Annotated in this window: 12 protein-coding genes; 4 read left to right on the forward strand and 8 right to left on the reverse strand. The window is 72.6% G+C overall.

All coding sequences use genetic code 11. The features are described 5' to 3' along the window. Positions 1–81: 81 nt before the first annotated feature. Positions 82–837, forward strand: coding sequence for a polysaccharide deacetylase family protein (locus ACFW01_RS01320; RefSeq protein ID WP_384502032.1), 756 nt, complete (start codon positions 82–84; stop codon positions 835–837). Positions 838–919: 82 nt separating this feature from the next. Here ACFW01_RS01320 and ACFW01_RS01325 read toward each other — a convergent pair whose 3' ends face one another. From ACFW01_RS01325 to ACFW01_RS01345, 5 genes are all read right to left on the reverse strand, one after another. After that, positions 920–2068 carry a glycoside hydrolase family 26 protein gene (locus ACFW01_RS01325; RefSeq protein WP_384502034.1) on the reverse strand — a complete coding sequence of 383 codons (1149 nt, stop codon included), beginning with the start codon at positions 2066–2068 and terminating at the stop codon, positions 920–922. Then, positions 2065–2517, reverse strand: coding sequence for a hypothetical protein (locus ACFW01_RS01330; protein WP_361353074.1), 453 nt, complete (start codon positions 2515–2517; stop codon positions 2065–2067). The genes ACFW01_RS01325 and ACFW01_RS01330 overlap by 4 nt, the downstream gene beginning before the upstream one ends. A 14-nt stretch (positions 2518–2531) precedes the next feature. Beyond that, positions 2532–4475, reverse strand: a complete 1944-nt coding sequence (locus ACFW01_RS01335; RefSeq protein ID WP_384502036.1) for a glycosyltransferase — start codon at positions 4473–4475, stop codon at positions 2532–2534. Positions 4476–4556: 81 nt separating this feature from the next. After that, on the reverse strand, positions 4557–6977 hold the full coding sequence (locus ACFW01_RS01340; RefSeq protein ID WP_384502038.1) for a lipopolysaccharide biosynthesis protein: 2421 nt from the start codon (positions 6975–6977) through the stop codon (positions 4557–4559). Beyond that, positions 6970–8154: a DegT/DnrJ/EryC1/StrS family aminotransferase gene (locus ACFW01_RS01345; protein ID WP_384502040.1), complete on the reverse strand. Its 1185-nt coding sequence runs from the start codon at positions 8152–8154 to the stop codon at positions 6970–6972. Before ACFW01_RS01345 ends, ACFW01_RS01340 begins: the two co-directional genes overlap by 8 nt. Before the next feature lie 496 nt (positions 8155–8650). Between ACFW01_RS01345 and fahA the strand changes: the two genes are divergently transcribed. Both fahA and ACFW01_RS01355 read left to right on the forward strand, forming a co-directional pair. Next, positions 8651–9877, forward strand: coding sequence for a fumarylacetoacetase (gene fahA, locus ACFW01_RS01350; RefSeq protein WP_384502042.1), 1227 nt, complete (start codon positions 8651–8653; stop codon positions 9875–9877). A gap of 213 nt (positions 9878–10090) precedes the next feature. Further along, a complete protein-coding gene (locus tag ACFW01_RS01355) occupies positions 10091–11029 on the forward strand; it encodes a M56 family metallopeptidase (protein ID WP_234958024.1) in 939 nt (312 codons plus the stop codon). 25 nt (positions 11030–11054) lie between these two features. On the opposite strand, the gene recQ is transcribed toward ACFW01_RS01355, so the two are convergent. Next, a complete protein-coding gene (recQ, locus tag ACFW01_RS01360; RefSeq protein WP_384502044.1) occupies positions 11055–13052 on the reverse strand; it encodes a DNA helicase RecQ in 1998 nt (665 codons plus the stop codon). A gap of 185 nt (positions 13053–13237) precedes the next feature. Between recQ and ACFW01_RS01365 the strand changes: the two genes are divergently transcribed. Further along, complete coding sequence (locus tag ACFW01_RS01365) at positions 13238–13837, forward strand: Uma2 family endonuclease (protein WP_234958026.1); 600 nt, start codon at positions 13238–13240, stop codon at positions 13835–13837. 77 nt (positions 13838–13914) lie between these two features. Here the strand turns inward: ACFW01_RS01365 and nuoN are convergent, their stop codons facing one another. Beyond that, on the reverse strand, positions 13915–15567 hold the full coding sequence (nuoN, locus tag ACFW01_RS01370) for an NADH-quinone oxidoreductase subunit NuoN (protein WP_384502047.1): 1653 nt from the start codon (positions 15565–15567) through the stop codon (positions 13915–13917). Continuing rightward, the gene (locus ACFW01_RS01375; protein WP_234958028.1) at positions 15564–17135 is read right to left on the reverse strand and encodes an NADH-quinone oxidoreductase subunit M; all 1572 of its coding nucleotides are present in this window, start codon (positions 17133–17135) and stop codon (positions 15564–15566) included. Before ACFW01_RS01375 ends, nuoN begins: the two co-directional genes overlap by 4 nt. Positions 17136–17140: the final 5 nt, after the last annotated feature.

Raw genomic sequence — 17140 nt, forward strand, 5'->3', positions numbered from 1 at the left:
TCCTCGGGAGCGGGTGGGGCGCCCGACGGAGTCCCGGCGCCGGGCGGCGGGCACATACCCGTGTTCCTGTACCACGCGGTGATGGAGGACCCGCCCTCGTGGATCGCCGAGTTCACCGTCACGCCGAAGGAGTTCGCCGCCCAGCTGGACGCGATCGTCGACAGCGGCATGACGCCCGTCACGATCAGTGCGCTCGCCGGCCATCTCGCCGGGCGGGCGCCCCTGCCGCCCCGGCCGGTGCTGCTCACCTTCGACGACGGCTTCGCCGATCTGCCCGGGCCCACCGCCGAGGCGCTGGCCGAGCGGGCGCTGCCCGCCACCGCGTACCTCACCACCGGGGCGATCGCGCCGGGCGGCCGCAGTCTGCTGCCGCCCGCCCCGATGATGACGCTGGACGCGGTAGCCGGGCTGGAACGCGCCGGCATGGAGATCGGCAGCCACACCGTCACGCACGCCCAGCTCGACACCCTGTCCGGCGCGGCCCTGTCGCACGAACTCCGCGAGTCCAAAGCGGTCCTGGAGGACGCCCTCGGGCATCCGGTCCGCCACCTCGCCTACCCGCACGGCTACAACAGCGCGAAGGTGCGGGCGTCGTCGGCCCGGGCCGGGTACGAGACGGCGACCGCCGTGCGGCACGCGCTCAGCTCGGACCGCGACGAGCGGTACCGCATCGCCCGGCTGATCGTGCGGCGGAGCCATACGGTCGCCGACGTCGAGTCCTGGCTGGCGGGCGGCGGCGCCCGCACCGCCCCCTACCGCGACGGCCCGAAGACCGTCGCGTGGCGCTGGTACCGGCGGGGGCGGGCGATGGTGCGGGGCCCCGAGTTCGCGGGTTAGGGCCCGTCCGGCGGGGTGGCGGTCGGCGGGGTGGCGGTCGGCGGGGTGGCGGTCGGCGGGGTGGCGGTCGGCGGGGTGGCGGTCAGTCGTGCGGCTGGTTGAGGTGCGGGTCGGCGGCCACCTCCCGCAGGCTGTCCCAGGCCCGGTCGTTCGCCACGGCCAGGTTGCAGTGCGGTCCCGGGTCGCGGTAGTTCCACTGGAGGGCCGCCTTGACGCCCTCCAGATCCTTGAGCACCCGGGGTACCTGCGCGTACCAGTCCGCCTGCCGGTCCGGGCGCTTCGGGTCGGAGGCGCTGCCGAACTCCGAGAGCATCAGGGGCTTGTCGTCGGAGATGTGGGCGCGGATCCAGTCGTGGGTGGCGTACTGCGTCTGCGCGAAGCTGAGCCAGCCGGCCTTGTGGCAGAGGTAGTAGTTGTACTGGTTGTAGCCGATCCAGTCGACGTAGTCGTCGCCCGGGTACATCCGCTCGAACAGCTCGCCGTGGTCCAGGTATCCGGTGATGATCCAGGTCCACACCACGTTGTCGACGCCCAGTTCGCGGAAACGGTCGTGGATGTGGCGGTAGGCGCGGACGTAGTCGGCGGGGGTGCCGTTGTCCGGGGTGCGGGTGTCCATCTCCAGGTCGAAGGAGAGGAACACCTTCTTGCCCGTGCGCTGCCCGTACTCCTTGACGCGCCGCGCCTGGACGTCGATCACGGACTCGTCCAGGTCGCCGGCGGCGATCTGCTTCCAGGTGGGCTGCTGGTCCTTGGTGCCGCCCCACCACTTGCTCTCCCAGGACAGCAGCAGCATGCGGTCCTCGCCGACGCGCTGTTCCTGCTCGGTGAGGAGCTGACCCTCCAGCCGGGTCTCGGTGACGGCGGACATGTCGTGGTACGTGTACACGATGTCGAGCCCGCGGCCGACGCTCTTCTCGTACTCCCGGACCTTCGCGGCCAGGTCGGACTTGTCGTGCGGCACGAAGGCGCCGAACCAGGCGCCGCAGGGCGGTTCGAGGAGGGTGGTGGGGCGGCACCTCGGGTCGTCGGCCGGGCCGGCGGGTCCCGAGGCGTCGCGCAGGGCGAGCACCGCGACCAGGACCGCGCAGGTGGCGGTGATGGACGTGATCAGCAGGCGGCGTCTGCCAGGGCGCGCGGGGCGGCGCGTGGGGTGCGTGGGGTGCGTTGGCCGGCGGTGCTGTCCGGTCGTCGAGTCCGCGTTCGTGCGGCGAGCGGGACGGGCGAACCTCACAGAGTGGAACCCTTCCGTGTCGGTGGCGCGGCGCCCGGTGCCGTCCTGGGCGCCGGCAGGGCGCGCAGGCTCGGGCAGAAGGCGGCGAGGGTGGTCAGCAGGGTGAGCGCCAGCAGGACGCGGTCGCCGCTGAGGGTGTGTGTGGCGATCAGCGCCGTGGCGACGAGGATCGCGGCGCTGACGCTCAGCAGGACGGCCAGCACCAGCTGTTCCAGCAGGTCGGAGTGGCGCTCGAAGGCGTCGTCCCGGTGCTCGGCCGGGGCCTCGGCACGGCGGGCCCGGAGCGCGGGCCCGCAGATTCTGACCAGGGCGGCGCCGGGGCCGACGGCCAGGAAGACGGCGACGGCCGCGCCGCGCAGCGGGGAGCCGCCGGGCAGGGCGAGCGCCGCGAGCGCCAGCCAGCCGGCGAAGGGGGGCAGCATACGGATCACGAGGTCCTGCGGTGTCATGGTGGGTGCCCTCCTCAGCTCGCCGGTTTCAGGACGTAGAGCACGCCCGCGCTGTTCTGCGCCACGCGCTCGAAGCGCGGCGAGTCCGCGACGGACTCCCTCACGCGTCTCAACTGGGCCGTGTTCAGCTGGCCGTTCATCTCGGAGTTGGCCACCTGCCCCTGGGTGAGCAGGAAGTAGGCGCGGGCCGGCGCTTCCACGCCGGCCATGTCGCGGGCGAGGACGGCCGCCGGGTCGCGCACGATGTCGTCGACGTGGCTCCGGGTGTCCTCGAGGAACCAGTAGTGGTCGACCCGCCAGTACTGCTCGTGGGCGAGCGGGTAGTTGCGGTTGGCGGCGACGACCAGGGAGTCGTCGGGCGCCTGGTCGAAGAGCTGCCGCACGAGCGCCACCTCGCCGGGCGGGAAGTAGCTGACGCGGTCCTTGCCCGAGTAGCTCGGCACGAAGGCGAGGGTCCCGGCGAGCAGCACGAGCGGTGACAGCCAGGCCGCGTACCGCAGGGGCGGCAGCGAGGGCAGGGGGAATCGGCGGCGGTGGGCGGAGACGAGGGCGGGGTCGGGGACGGGGGCGAGCGGTACCCCCCGCTCCGTCTCCCGCGCGTCGGCGGCCGGCGTGGGGACCCCGGGCAGCAACGCGGCGGCGGCGAAGAAGGCCGCGCCGGGCAGCATGAACATCAGCACCCGGAAGATCATCTCGCTGCCGTAGCTGCTCGCCACGAACATCGGCAGCGGGGCCGCCGCGACCAGCAGCAGCGGCAGCGCCCGCTGCCGCAGTGCCCTTTGGCGCAGTACGCCGGCCAGCGCCAGCAGCAGGACGGAACCCGAGAGCAGCCGGGCCACCCAGGAGGTGGTGACCGCGCCGGTGCCGGTGGGCGTGGACCCGTACCCGGTCTCGACGTTGGCCCCGATGTCGCCGACGGACCGGATCATGTCCGGCATGGCGGCGGACAGGAAGGGCAGCGCGGCGGTGAGACACCAGGCCAGGAAGATCACGACCGTGGTGACCAGCGGGACCCAGTCGCGGTGGCGTCGGGTGAAGGCCAGCGCCAGGAGCGTGACCACGAGCATGCCGGGGGTCAGCTGGTGCGAGACGACGATGGCGATGACCAGCACGCTGAGCAGCACGGTCCACACCGCCTGCCGCTGCCGGTCGCTACGGCCGCCCGGGCGGCCGTAGCGGCGCAGGACGACCGCGAGGACGCCCAGGTGCAGGGCGAAGGCGACGGACTGCGGCGAGAAGTAGTCCTGGCCCACCCAGTTGCCGACGCAGAACAGCCACAGGGCGGTCCAGATCAGGCGCCGGTCCTCGGTGAAGGTCCGGTAGATCAGCAAGAGCGGCAGGAGGAGCAGCACGCTGGAGACCAACGGCCACCACGCCATGTACATCGCCGCGTTGTCCACCCCAAGGAGCCGCACCAGCGCGGCCTGCGCCGCGAAGAAGCCGGGCCACTGGTCGTACACCGCCATGTCGCCGAGCCGGTCCGCGCTCTGGAGTCCGCCGGACGTCAGCAGATGGTCGACGACCGCGTCGTGCTTCCACGCCCATGCGTACAGCGGGGTCGGGTAGAGCACGGCCTGGGTGGCCCGCTCGATCACCAGCAGACCGAGGACGTACGCCGCCGGCCAGCCGGCCCGGCGGCGCGGGTCGCGGACCGTGAACCAGAAGCCCGCGGTGAGCACGGCGAGGCCCGCCCAGAAGGTGGGGTGCAGCGCGCTGACGAGGCCGTAGTCGTCCAGGTCGGACACGTCGGTGTGCCGCACCGCGTAGACCCACAGGGCGAGCGCCGCGAGCAGCGGAACGGCGGGCCAGGCGGCCGCCGCGCGCGCCGGCCGGGCGGCGGGGGTGGGGACGGGCGGGTCCGGCCGGGCGGAGGCCTCGTGCGCACGCGTGGTGGACGCCTCCTGCGAGGTGCGGGAGTCGTGCTCGGGGTGTTCGGGGGTCTCCCCCGTCTCGGGCACGGGCTCAGATGCGGATCTCTCCCGTGGAGTTGCTGGCGGACGCACGACGGTTCCCCCCTGGCGAATCGGCTCTGTGCTTGATCAGTCCCGGAACGTGTCCGTCGGTCTGGTGTGGCTGGTGACGCTGGTGTGGCTGGTGTCGTCGGTGTGTCTTGTGTGGTGCGGAGTCCCGGCCGGGCGGCGCACCGACAGGAGCACGGCGGCGAGGACGAGCAGCACGAGGAGCGGCGGCGTGAGCGGTGCGAGTTCCCGCCCCCAGAGCCAGCTCGCGACCGCGGCGAGATAGAGGACGCCCCAGCGCCCCTGCCAGGGCAGCCGGCCACCGCCCGTCTTCGTGAGCAGGGTCCACAGCGGCACGAGGCACAGCAACTGGAGGACCAGCGGTGCCCAGCGCAGTACCGGGCCGGGTCCCTCGATGCCCAGCGCCTCCGCGAGGAATCCGGCGGCCCTCGCGTACAACTCCCCGCCCACCGCCTCCGGTTCCCGGCCGAGGGCGACGGGCGCCGCGTGCAGCGCGAGTACGGCGGAGCCGAGCGCGGCGCCGGGCAGCCACGGGTCGGGGCGTACGGACAGGGTCACCGCCGCGACGAACACCACGAGCAGCGCGGCGCCCGCGACCAGCGCCGGGAGGGGCAGCCCGCGCAGCAGCTCCCGGCCGGTGATTTCGGCGCCGGTCCCGGACGTGGCGCCCAGCCAGGGCAGTCCGCGCAACGCCGCCCAGAAGACGACGGTGGCGGCGCCGGACAGCAGCCACAGGGCGGGCCTGAGGTAGCGCTCGGGGACCGGGCCCGGGCCGTCGTCCTGGGGACCGTGGGGGTGGGCATGCGCGGCGTGGACGTGGGCGTCCGGCTCGCGGGCGTCGGCATGCGCGGCGCCGACGTGAGCGTCCGGTTCGTGGATGTGCGGGTCCGGGTCGGGGTGGCGTGGCCGGCGGATCACCGCGAGGGTGTCCGCCTCCAGGGCCTCCCGTTCGTACCCGGGGCGCCCTATGAACAGGGCGACGGTGTCCTCCCCGGACGCGTCGTCGGGCCGTCCGTGCTCGGATGCCGCCCGCCGGGCCCAGGTCGTACCGTACCCGGCGGTCGGGTTCAGCCGGGCCGGGCCGTGGCCGTGGGAGTTACCGGGCCGTGGCTTCGGTCCGAGCGGGCCGGTGTCCACCGTGGCACCCGGGTCGCCGGAACGGCCCGCCCCGTCGATGCCCCGCAGGGCGGAGCGCAGCCCAGGTGCGCAGCCCAGGGCGACCACCGTCATGCTCACCAGCACCGCCCAGCCGGCACCGGAGATCCCGGCCGGCGTGAACAGCATCGCCGCGCTGCCCAGGACGAGGACGCACATGGCGCCCTGTACCGCGGCGAGCACGCCGGTGCGCCCCTGGACGCGGAGTACGCCGATGTACAGCTCGACCACGATTCTCGGCAGCGCCCCGAGGGCGAGCAGCCGCAGCACCGTGGAGCCGTGCTCGGCGTAGTCCTCGTCGAAGGGTGCGAGGATCTGCGGGGCGAAGACGACCAGGAAGAGCACCACCGGCACCAGCAGCACCGTCATGCGGCGCAGCGCCCCCCGGATGCCGTCGGCGAGGCGGCGCGGGTCGTGCGAGGCGTGCGCGGTGAGCGAGGAGGCCATGTTGATGGCCATGAACTCCATCGTGCCGCCGACGGTGTAGGCCACGTAGAAGTAGCCGTTCTGCGCGGCGCTGAAGTTGACCGCGACCATCACCGGCAGCAGGTTGATCATCGCCAGGCTGAACAGCGCCCCCAGCGAGTCCCCGGCCAGGAAGCGGCCCATCTCGCGGGTCTTCGGCGGCTCCACGTCGCGGTCGGCCTCGGCCTGGCGCGGGATCAGCCTGCGGAAGATCAGCCAGCCCAGCGGCACGGTGGAGAAGGCGATGGCCACGGCCCAGGACACGAAGATGCCGAGCACCGGCAGCGAGGCGGCGAAGACGGCGAGCAGGATCAGCTTGCCGACCGAGAACACCGCGTTCCCCGCGGGCACCCACTCCGCCTTGCGCAAACCGGTCAGCACGCCGTCCTGGAGGGTGAGCAGCGCCCAGGCCACGCACGCCAGGACGAACAGGGTCCCCATCGCGGCGGTGCCCAGCGGGGCGTACGAGGCGCCCCACAGGTCGAGGGTGAGCAGGAAGACCAGAGCGGCGACGGCGACGACCACCGAACTCGCCGCGTACGCCCGCCACACCAGCGGTCCGGTGGCGCGGCCGGCGCGGGGCACGAAGCGGACCACGGCGCCGATCATCGTCGTCGCCGTGATGCTGGCGAGCAGCCGCATGGCGGCGATCGCGGCGGAGCCCTGTCCGACGGCCTCCTCCGAGTAGTAGCGGGCGGCCACGAGCCAGAAGCCCAGGCCGAGCACGGCCGAGACGCCGGTGCTGAGCATCAGGAAGTAGGCGTTCTTGAAGAGCGAGTCGCCCCCGTGCCCGCTCTCGGGCAGCGCGGTGCCGCCGTCCGCCGGTTCGACGGCCGTCTCGTGCACCCGGGTCTCAGCCACCGGACGGGATCAACCCCTCCGGTGCCTTGGCCGGTCGTACGCCGGACTCCTGGAGCGCCGCGATCACGGCACGGGCCCGCAGCGGTTCGACGGGCAGCGCGTGCCGCGCGAACCAGCGTGCCCCCTCGGGCGCGGGCGACGGGTCGGTGAGGGCGGCGCCCGCGTAGTCGTCGAGCGGCGGGTCGTAGAGGTAGCCGACGACGATGCCGCGCTTGGCCAGCGCCCGGACCGCCGCGTCCCGGTCGGCCACGAGCAGCGGCACCCGGAACAAGGGCTGTGCCGTGCCGGACGTCCGGCTCCGCGTTCCCTCCCACCCGGCCGGTCCCGCCCAGGGCGTCGACAGCAGCAGCTCCGTCCCCGCCCGGCACTCCGCCAGCACCTGGTCCAGCCGGTCGAGCCCGCGCCCGATCCGGCCGAGCCGGAACCGGCCGCCCCGCAGCCGGTAGTCGTGCATGTCGACGCGGACCCACGGGTCGTGGGCGTCGAGGCCGGGTGCCGAGGCGGCGGCGCGGGCCAGTTCCTGCGGGCGCAGCGGCATCCGGATCTCCTCGCGCTCCATCCGCCCCAGCAGCCGCAGCGTGGCCCAGGCGGCCCGGCGCAGCCCCAGCCCTCGCACGGCGGCCTCCGCGTACGGCCGTGCGGCGTAGGCGACTTCGGCCCTCGTACGGCGCGGCAGCAGCAGGTCTTCGCAGGTCTTCGCCAGCGTCTCCCGCAGCCCCGGGTCGGCGACCGCGAGGATGCCCCCGGCCTTGGCGCCGACGTGCTTGGAGAGGCTGAAGACGGAGGCGTCGCCCCAGGCGCCGACCGGCCGGCCGCCCACCTCGCTGCCGATGGCGTGCGCCGCGTCCTCGAACAGCGGGATGCCCAGGGCGTCGCAGCGGGCGCGCAGCCGGGGCGCCCGGTCCGGGTTGCCGTACAGGTTGGTCGTCAGTACGGCGGACAGCGAGCCCCAGACGTCGTCGGGCACGGCGTCCACGTCGATGGACGCGTCCGACGGGTCCAGCGGCGCCTGTACGGGGCGCAGCCCGGCCGCGAGCACGACGAAGAAGATGACGTCGTCGTTGACCGGCGACATCAGGACCCGGCCGCCGGGCGGGCACCAGTGACGCAGTGCCGCGTACAGCCCGAACCGGCACGACGGTACATACACGCATTCCCGGTCGAGCCGGCCGCGCATGGTCTCTTCCAGCCGTCTGTCCGGCCGTGAACCATCCCGCCCCGCACCCGGACCGGCCTCCCCAATGGCCATCCGTTCCCCCCAGATGTGCCGTCGAAGGCCCCCTCCCCGAGACCTCCCGGCACCCGCCCAGAGTCTCCCTGTTCGCACCGCTCCGTCAAGATTGCGTGGCGGCCTGTGGACAACTTCCCGCACACGGACGGACGCGGAGCGCCACATTTGCCGCCGTACGCGCGGGCGTGCGCCGTCGGCGGAGGCCCCGTCCCACGGTCACTTCCTGCCTCTCGCGCACCGGCGTGCGGGCCGTTCCGCACACGTCAGCCCGCCTGCGCACGCCCTCGTCCCCCACATGGAGCCACCTCCCGCCGCACTGCCCAAGACGGCCGTGTCACCCGTAACGTGTGGCCAGTCCACGCACCACGCGGCGCACACCGGTCACGTGGCGCACACGGCGCGCACGGCGCACATGGCGAGCACGAAAGCGAGGCAGCACCCGATGCCCCCCTTCGATGTCCCCGAGGGCGACCCCTTCGGCCCGCACAACCTTCCGTACGGCGTGTTCTCGATCCCCGGCACGCGGGAGCGGACGGTGGGCGTCCGGCTCGGCGACCACGTCCTCGACGCCGGCGCGGCGGCCCACGCGCTCGGCTCGCCGTACGCCTCCCTGCTCGCGCGGCCCACCCTCAACCCGCTGCTGGCGGCCGGTCGCACGGCCTGGTCCGACGTGCGGCGCGCGCTGACGGCCTGGGTGACGGTGCCCTCCCACCGCGAGACGCTGGAACCCCTCTTCCACCCGCTGTCGTCGGTGACCCTGCACCTGCCCTTCGAGGTCGCGGACTACGTCGACTTCTACGCCTCCGAGAACCACGCCCGCAACGTCGGCCGGATCTTCCGCCCCGACGCCGCCGATTCCCTCACCCCGAACTGGAAGCACCTCCCGATCGGCTACCACGGCCGCTCCGGCACGGTGTTCGTCTCGGGCACCGACGTCGTACGCCCGTCCGGGCAGCGCAAGGCACCGGCCGACGCCGCGCCCGTCTTCGGCCCGTCCGTCCGCCTCGACATCGAGGCCGAGGTCGGGTTCGTCGTGGGGGTGCCGTCCGAACCGGGCGACCCGGTCGCACTCGGCGACTTCCGTGAGCACGTCTTCGGGCTCTGCCTGCTCAACGACTGGTCCGCGCGGGACGTCCAGGCCTGGGAGTACGTCCCCCTCGGCCCGTTCCTCGGCAAGTCCTTCGCCACCTCGGTGTCTGCGTGGATCACGCCGCTGGACGCCCTGGAGGAGGCGCGGGTGGCGCCCCCCGCACGCACGCACGACCTGCTGCCCTACCTGGACGACACGGCCGACGACCACGCCGAGCCCGGCGGCTACGACCTGCGGATCACCGTCGCGGTCAACGGTCACGTCGTCTCCGAGCCGCCGTTCTCCACCATGTACTGGACGGCCGCCCAGCAGTTGGCCCACATGACCGTCAACGGCGCCTCACTGCGCACCGGCGACCTCTACGGCTCGGGCACGGTGAGCGGACCCGGCGAACGGGAACGCGGGTCGCTCCTCGAGCTGACCTGGAACGGCCGCGACGCGCTGGAACTCCCCGACGGCAAGCGGACGTTCCTGGAGGACGGGGACGTGGTGACCCTGTCGGCGTGGGCACCGGGTCCGGACGGGATCCGGGTGGGGCTGGGCGAGGTGACGGGACGCGTGGTCGGACGGAGGGTCTGAGGGCCGGGCAGCGGCGGACGGAGAGTCGGGAGACGGAGGGCCGGAGGGCGGGCAGCGGCAGGGCTCACGGATCCGGTGGCCGCCGGCACCTGACTCACACCGCCCGACAGCGGCATACTGGCGTCGGGCGGTGTGCGCGGCACCCCGCCCCGCGTTTCCGCCCCGCCCTGCCAGAGCCGCCCGTCCTCTCGACCAGGATCCGGAGCCAGTGGCATGACCGTCTGCCTGCTCCTGCTGTTCGCCGTCGCCGTGACCGCCGCGGTGCCGGTGCCGCGCGCGCTGACCCGGTCCGCGTGGCCCGAGCGGGACCCCGTGCTCGCGCTGTGGGTGTGGCAGTGCCTGGTCGCCACCGTCCTGCTGTGCTGTCTGACAGCCCTGGTCCTCGGTGCCACCGCCGTCTTCGGCACCGTCCGCGCCCAGCTCTTCGCACCGGCGCCGCCCGCGGTGACCGCCGCCTACAACCTCTCCGCCGGGCCTGCCTGGGCGGCCGCCCTGACCCTGCTGCTGGCCGCCGGTGCCGCCTGGACAGCCGCGATGCTGGGCCGCGAACTCGTCGAGGCCCGCAGGCGGCGCGCCCGGTCCCGCGCGCACCTGCGCGAGCGCGCCCCCGACCTGCCCGCCGGGCTCCCCGCCGCCCGCGGGCCGCTGCTGGTCCTGGAGGACGAGTACCCGGACGCCTGGTGGCTGCCGGGCAGTCCGGCCCAGCTGATCGTCACCACGGGCGCCCTGCACCGCCTCACCGACCACCAGCTCGACGCCGTGCTCACCCACGAGCGCGGCCACGCCCGGGCCCGCCACGACTGGCTGCTGCACCTGTCCACCGCGCTGGCCACCGGCTTCCCGCGCCTCCCGCTCTTCGCCCACTTCTGCGACCAGACGCACCGCCTGGTCGAACTCTCCGCCGACGACACCGCCTCCCGTCGCTGCGGCCACCTGACCACGGCGCTGGCACTGATCGAGCTGAACCAGCACCGCGGGGTCCTGTCCTGCGCCTCCAGCCACCGCCTCCTCGGCGAACGAGTCGACCGCCTCCTGGAGCCCCCGCCCCGCCTGGCCCCACGCCACCGCGCCCTGACCACGGCAACGGCCGCGCTGGTGCCCCTCCTTCCTCTCCTGATCACCTTCGCGCCGGGGTTGACGGCGCTCACCTGAACGGCGGCGCGGCTGCGGCTCCCCCTCAGGCCCAGTCCTCGGGCTCCGGCTCGGGCTCGGTGTCGGGCCACTCGTCCGGGCCGGGCCCGGTGTCGCCGCCGGAGGCGGGAGCCGCCTGCGCCGCCCCCGAGAGTTCTGCGAGCACGGCGACCACTCCCTCCCCGTAGGTCGCGAGCTTCTTCTCTCCGACGCCGCTGATGCCGCCGAGCTGTCCGACGGAGGTGGGCCATACCGTGGCGATCTCCCTGAGCGTGGCGTCGTGGAAGATCACGTAGGCCGGGACGCCCTGCTCGCGGGCCCGCTCGGCACGCCAGGCGCGCAGTGCCTCGAACGCCGGCTGGAGCTCCTCGGGCAGCTCGGCCGCGGCGGCCTTGGCCTTGCGCTCGCCGCGGGCGGCCGTCCCGCGTGCCGCCGCCGGCTTCTTGGGCTCCTTGCGCAGCGGCACCTCGCGCTCCCGCCGCAGCACCGCGCCGCTGTCGTCGGTCAGCACCAGCGTGCCGTACTCCCCCTCGACGGCGAGCAGGCCCTGGGCGAGGAGCTGCCGGGCGACGCCCCGCCACTCGCTCTCCGCGAGATCCTCGCCGATGCCGAACACGGAGAGCTGGTCGTGGTCGAACTGGATCACCTTGGCGGTGCGCTTGCCCAGCAGGATGTCGATGATCTGCCCGGCGCCGAACTTCTGCCCGCGCTCCCGCTTCAGCCGCACCACCGTGGACAGCACCTTCTGCGCCGCCACCGTGCCGTCCCAGGTCTCCGGAGGGGTGAGGCAGGTGTCGCAGTTGCCGCAGCCGGACGGGTCCGGGTCCTGGCCGAAGTAGGCGAGGAGCTGGCCGCGGCGGCAGCGGACGGTCTCGCACAGCGCGAGCATGGAGTCCAGGTGGGACTGGGCCCGACGGCGGAAGGCCTCGTCGCCCTCGCCGGACTGGATCAGCTTGCGCTGCTGTATGACGTCGTTGAGTCCGTACGCCATCCACGCGGTCGACGGGAGTCCGTCGCGGCCGGCGCGGCCGGTCTCCTGGTAGTACCCCTCGACCGACTTGGGCAGGTCCAGGTGGGCGACGAACCGCACGTCCGGCTTGTCGATGCCCATGCCGAAGGCGATGGTGGCCACGACCACCAGGCCCTCCTCCCGCAGGAACCGGGACTGGTGCGCCGCGCGGGTGCCCGCGTCCAGGCCCGCGTGGTACGGCACCGCCTCCACGCCGTTGCGGGACAGGAACTCGGCGGTCTTCTCGACGGAGTTGCGCGAGAGGCAGTACACGATGCCCGCGTCGCCCGGGTGTTCCTCGCGCAGGAAGCTCAGCAGCTGCTTCTTGGGGTCCGTCTTCGGCACGATCCGGTACTGGATGTTGGGCCGGTCGAAGCTGGCCACGAAGTGCCGCGCCGCCGGCATGTTCAGCCGCTCGGTCAGCTCGCGGTGGGTCGCGTGCGTGGCCGTCGCCGTGAGCGCGAGGCGGGGGACGTCCGGCCAGCGCTCGCCGAGCAGCGACAGGGCGAGGTAGTCGGGCCGGAAGTCGTGGCCCCACTGCGAGACGCAGTGGGCCTCGTCGATGGCGAAGAGCGAGATCTTGCCCCGGGAGAGCAGATCGAGGGTGCCCTCCAGGCGCAGCCGCTCGGGCGCCAGGTAGAGCAGGTCCAACTCGCCGGCGAGGAACTCGGCCTCCACCATGCGCCGCTCGTCGAAGTCCTGCGTGGAGTTCATGAAGCCGGCCCGCACGCCGAGCGCCCGCAACGCGTCCACCTGGTCCTGCATCAGCGCGATGAGCGGTGAGACCACGACGCCGGTGCCGGGCCTGACCAGAGCCGGAATCTGGTAGCACAGCGACTTGCCGGCGCCGGTCGGCATGAGCACGACGGCGTCGCCGCCCGCGACCACGTGGTCGACGACCTCTCCCTGCTCGCCACGGAAGGCCTCGTACCCGAAGACCCGGTGCAGCGTGGCCAGCGTCTCGCTGCCCCCGTCGTCCACGCGCCTCGCCTCAGCCGCCTCTGCCATCTCGCCGATCACACCCGTCCCGCCCATCGTCCCGTCCCCCGTACGTCTGGCCTCGCCCGTCTGGTCTGCCCGGTCCGCCCTGCCCCGACCACTGCCTCAACGATAGGGGGCGGCGCCGACAGCCTCGGAGTTATCCACAGGCTTCAGTGATCGCCGTCCGTTACTTCTCGATAGCCTGAAGTGACGACAATCGCTCCTACCGACGGGCATTCATGAAGGTGACATCCGAGGCCTCGCTGCCTGACTGGCCGGACCCTCCCGACGGGGGCTGGACCGCTGACGATCTGGACCGCCTGCCCAACCTGCCCCCGCATACGCAGCTGATCGATGCCGGACTCGTCTTCCCCTGCCCGCAATCGATCTTTCATGAGCGGGCAACGTCCTTCTTCGGTCGACAGCTCGCCGTAGGTGCTCCGCAGGGACTCGATGCTCTGTGCAGATTCAGCATCGACGTGGACCGGCAGAACAGGTTGGAGCCGGATGCGCTGCTGCTGCAGGAAGAAGCGCTGACAAGTCCCGACCAGACCCGCGTCCCGGCGACGGCCGTCGTGCTAGCCGTGGAGGTCGTCTCGCCGGACTCCGTCTCCCGCGACCGCGAGACCAAGCCCCTCAAGTACGCCCGCGCCGGCATCGCCCACTACTGGCGGGTGGAGCACGAGAAGGGGCTCGCCGTCGTTCACGCCTTCGAGCTGGAGCCCGCTACAGGTGCCTACACCAGCGTCGGCATCTTCCGTGAGCGCATGAAGCTGAGCGCCCCGTTCCCGATGGACCTGGACCTCACCGCCATCAAGGCACGCCGCGGCGGCGAGTAGCCCCCCGCACACACGACGGCGGCCCGGCGCCCCCGAGGGGGTGCCGGGCCGCCGTCTCAAGCACAGCAGGCGCCGGGTCAGCGGACGAAGACCCCCGCCTGGCCGGCGAGGTCCAGGAAGTACTGCGGTGCCACGCCCAGGACCACCGTGACCGCGACTCCGACGCCGATCGCCGTCATCGTCAAGGGAGACGGGACCGCCACCGTCGGCCCCTCCGGCCGGGGCTCGCTGAAGAACATCAGGACGATCACGCGGATGTAGAAGAACGCCGCGATCGCCGAGGAGATCACGCCGATCACGACCAGCGGGGCCGCGCCGCCCTCCGCCGCCGCCTTGAACACGGCGAACTTGCCGGAGAACCCGGAGGTCAGCGGGATGCCCGCGAAGGCCAGCAGGAAGATCGCGAAGACCGCCGCCACCAACGGCGACCTGCGGCCGAGCCCGGCCCACTTGGACAGGTGCGTCGCCTCGCCGCCCGCGTCGCGCACCAGCGTCACCACGGCGAAGGCGCCGATCGTGACGAAGGAGTACGCGGCCAGGTAGAAGAGCACGGACGAGATGCCGTCCGGCGTGGTCGCGATGACACCGGCGAGGATGAAGCCCGCGTGCGCGATCGACGAGTACGCCAGCAGCCGCTTGATGTCGGTCTGCGTGATCGCGACGATCGCGCCGCCCAGCATGGTGACGATCGCCACGGCCCACATCACCGGCCGCCAGTCCCAGCGCAGGCCGGGCAGGACGACGTAGAGGATGCGCAGCAGCGCGCCGAAGGCGGCCACCTTGGTCGCCGCCGCCATGAAGCCGGTCACCGGCGTCGGCGCGCCCTGGTACACGTCCGGCGTCCACATGTGGAACGGCACCGCGCCCACCTTGAACAGCAGGCCCATGACGATCAGCGCGGAGCCGACGAGCAGCAGCGCGTCGTTGCCCATGGTGTCGGCGAGTGCCGGGGTGACGTTCTGCACGGTGCCGTCCACGACCTGGGCGATCGTGCCGTACGACATTGAGCCCGCGTAGCCGTAGAGCAGGGCGATGCCGAAGAGGGTGAACGCGGAGGCGAAGGCGCCGAGCAGGAAATACTTGACCGCCGCCTCCTGCGACATGAGCCGCTTGCGGCGGGCCAGCGCGCAGAGCAGGTAGAGCGGGAGGGAGAAGACCTCCAGGGCCACGAAGAGCGTCAGCAGGTCGTTGGCGGCCGGGAAGACCAGCATGCCGGCGACCGCGAAGAGCAGGAGCGGGAACACCTCCGTGGTGGTGAAGCCCGCCTTGACCGCCTTCTGCTCGCTCTCGCTGCCCGGTACGGCCGCGGCCTGCGCGGCGAAGGAGTCGACGCGGTTGCCGTGCGCCTCCGGGTCGAGCCGCCGCTCGGCGAAGGTGAACAGGCCGACCAGCGCGACCAGCAGGATCGTGCCCTGCAGGAAGAGGGCCGGTCCGTCGACGGCGATGGCGCCCATCGCCGCGATGCCCGCCTTGGTCGTGCCGTGTCCGCCCGCCGCGAGCGCGACGACCGCGGCGAAGGCGGCGACCAGCGCGACGGCCGACACGAACATCTGCACGTAGTAGCGGGCCCTGCGCGGCACGAGGGCCTCGACCAGGATTCCGATGATCGCCGCGCCGACGATGATGAGGGTGGGCGCGAGCTGCCCGTACTCGATCTTCGGCGCGTCGATCTTGGCGATCGGGTCGGCCGCCGCCGTTGTCCACAGGCTGTGGACGGCTGTTGCGCTCACTTGGCCGCCTCCACCTCAGGCTGGGGGTCCTTCTTGTGTACGTCGGACATGGTCTGCTCCACCGCGGGGTTGACGATGTCCGTGACGGGCTTCGGGAAGACGCCCAGGAAGATCAGCAGCGCGACCAGCGGCGCCACCACGACCAGCTCGCGCACCCGCAGGTCGGGCATGGCGGAGACCTCCGGCTTCACCGGGCCCGTCATCGTCCGCTGGTAGAGGACGAGGGTGTAGAGCGCGGCGAGGACGATGCCGAAGGTGGCGATGATGCCGATCACGGGGTAGCGCGTGAACGTGCCGACCAGGACCAGGAACTCACTGATGAAGGGCGCGAGGCCCGGCAGGGAGAGGGTCGCGAGGCCGCCGATCAGGAAGGTGCCGGCGAGGACCGGCGCCACCTTCTGCACCCCGCCGTAGTCGGCGATGAGCCGCGAGCCGCGCCGCGAGATCAGGAAGCCGGCGATCAGCATCAGCACCGCGGTCGAGATGCCGTGGTTGACCATGTACAGCGTCGCGCCGGACTGGCCCTGGCTGGTCATCGCGAAGATGCCCATGATGATGAAGCCGAAGTGCGAGATCGACGCGTACGCGATCAGCCGCTTGATGTCGCGCTGGCCGACCGCGAGCAGCGCGCCGTAGATGATGCTGACGACTGCCAGGACCAGGATGACCGGCGTCGCCCACTTGCTCGCCTCCGGGAAGAGCTGGAGGCAGAAGCGGAGCATCGCGAAGGTGCCGACCTTGTCGACGACCGCCGTGATGAGCACCGCGACCGGGGCGGTCGACTCCTGCATGGCGTTGGGCAGCCAGGTGTGCAGCGGCCACAGCGGCGCCTTCACCGCGAAGGCGAAGAAGAAGCCGAGGAAGAGCCAGCGCTCGGTGCTGGTCGCCATGTCGAGTTCGCCGCTCGCGCGGGCCGCCGCGATCTCGGTGAGCGAGAAGTTCCCCGCGACCACGTACAGCCCGATCACCGCGGCCAGCATGATCAGACCGCCGGCCAGGTTGTAGAGGAGGAACTTCACCGCGGCGTAGGACCGCTGCGTCGCCGCCGTCTTCTCGCCGTGCTCGTGGGCCCGGTCCCCGAAGCCGCCGATGAGGAAGTACATCGGGATGAGCATGGCTTCGAAGAAGATGTAGAAGAGGAAGACGTCGGTGGCCTCGAACGAGATGATCACCATCGCCTCGACGAGCAGGATCAGGGCGAAGAAGCCCTGTGTCGGCCGCCACCGGCTGCTGCCGGTCTCCAGCGGGTCGGCGTCGTGCCAGCCCGCGAGGATGATGAACGGGATCAGCAGCGCGGTCAGCGCGATCAGCGCCACCGCGATGCCGTCCACGCCCAGTTCGTACCGGACGCCGAAGTCCGCGATCCAGGAGTGCGACTCGGTGAGCTGGTAACGGTCGCCGCCGGGGTCGAAGCGGACCAGGACCGCGATCGCCAGCGCGAGCGTGGCCAGCGAGACCAGCAGCGCCAGCCACTTGGCCACGGTGCGTTTCGCGGCCGGCACGGCGGCCGTGGCGATCGCCCCGACGGCCGGGAGGGCCGCCGTGACTGTCAGCAGGGGAAAGGACATCGGTA

This window comes from Streptomyces sp. NPDC058985, from assembly GCF_042740985.1.
Lineage (GTDB): Bacteria > Actinomycetota > Actinomycetes > Streptomycetales > Streptomycetaceae > Streptomyces.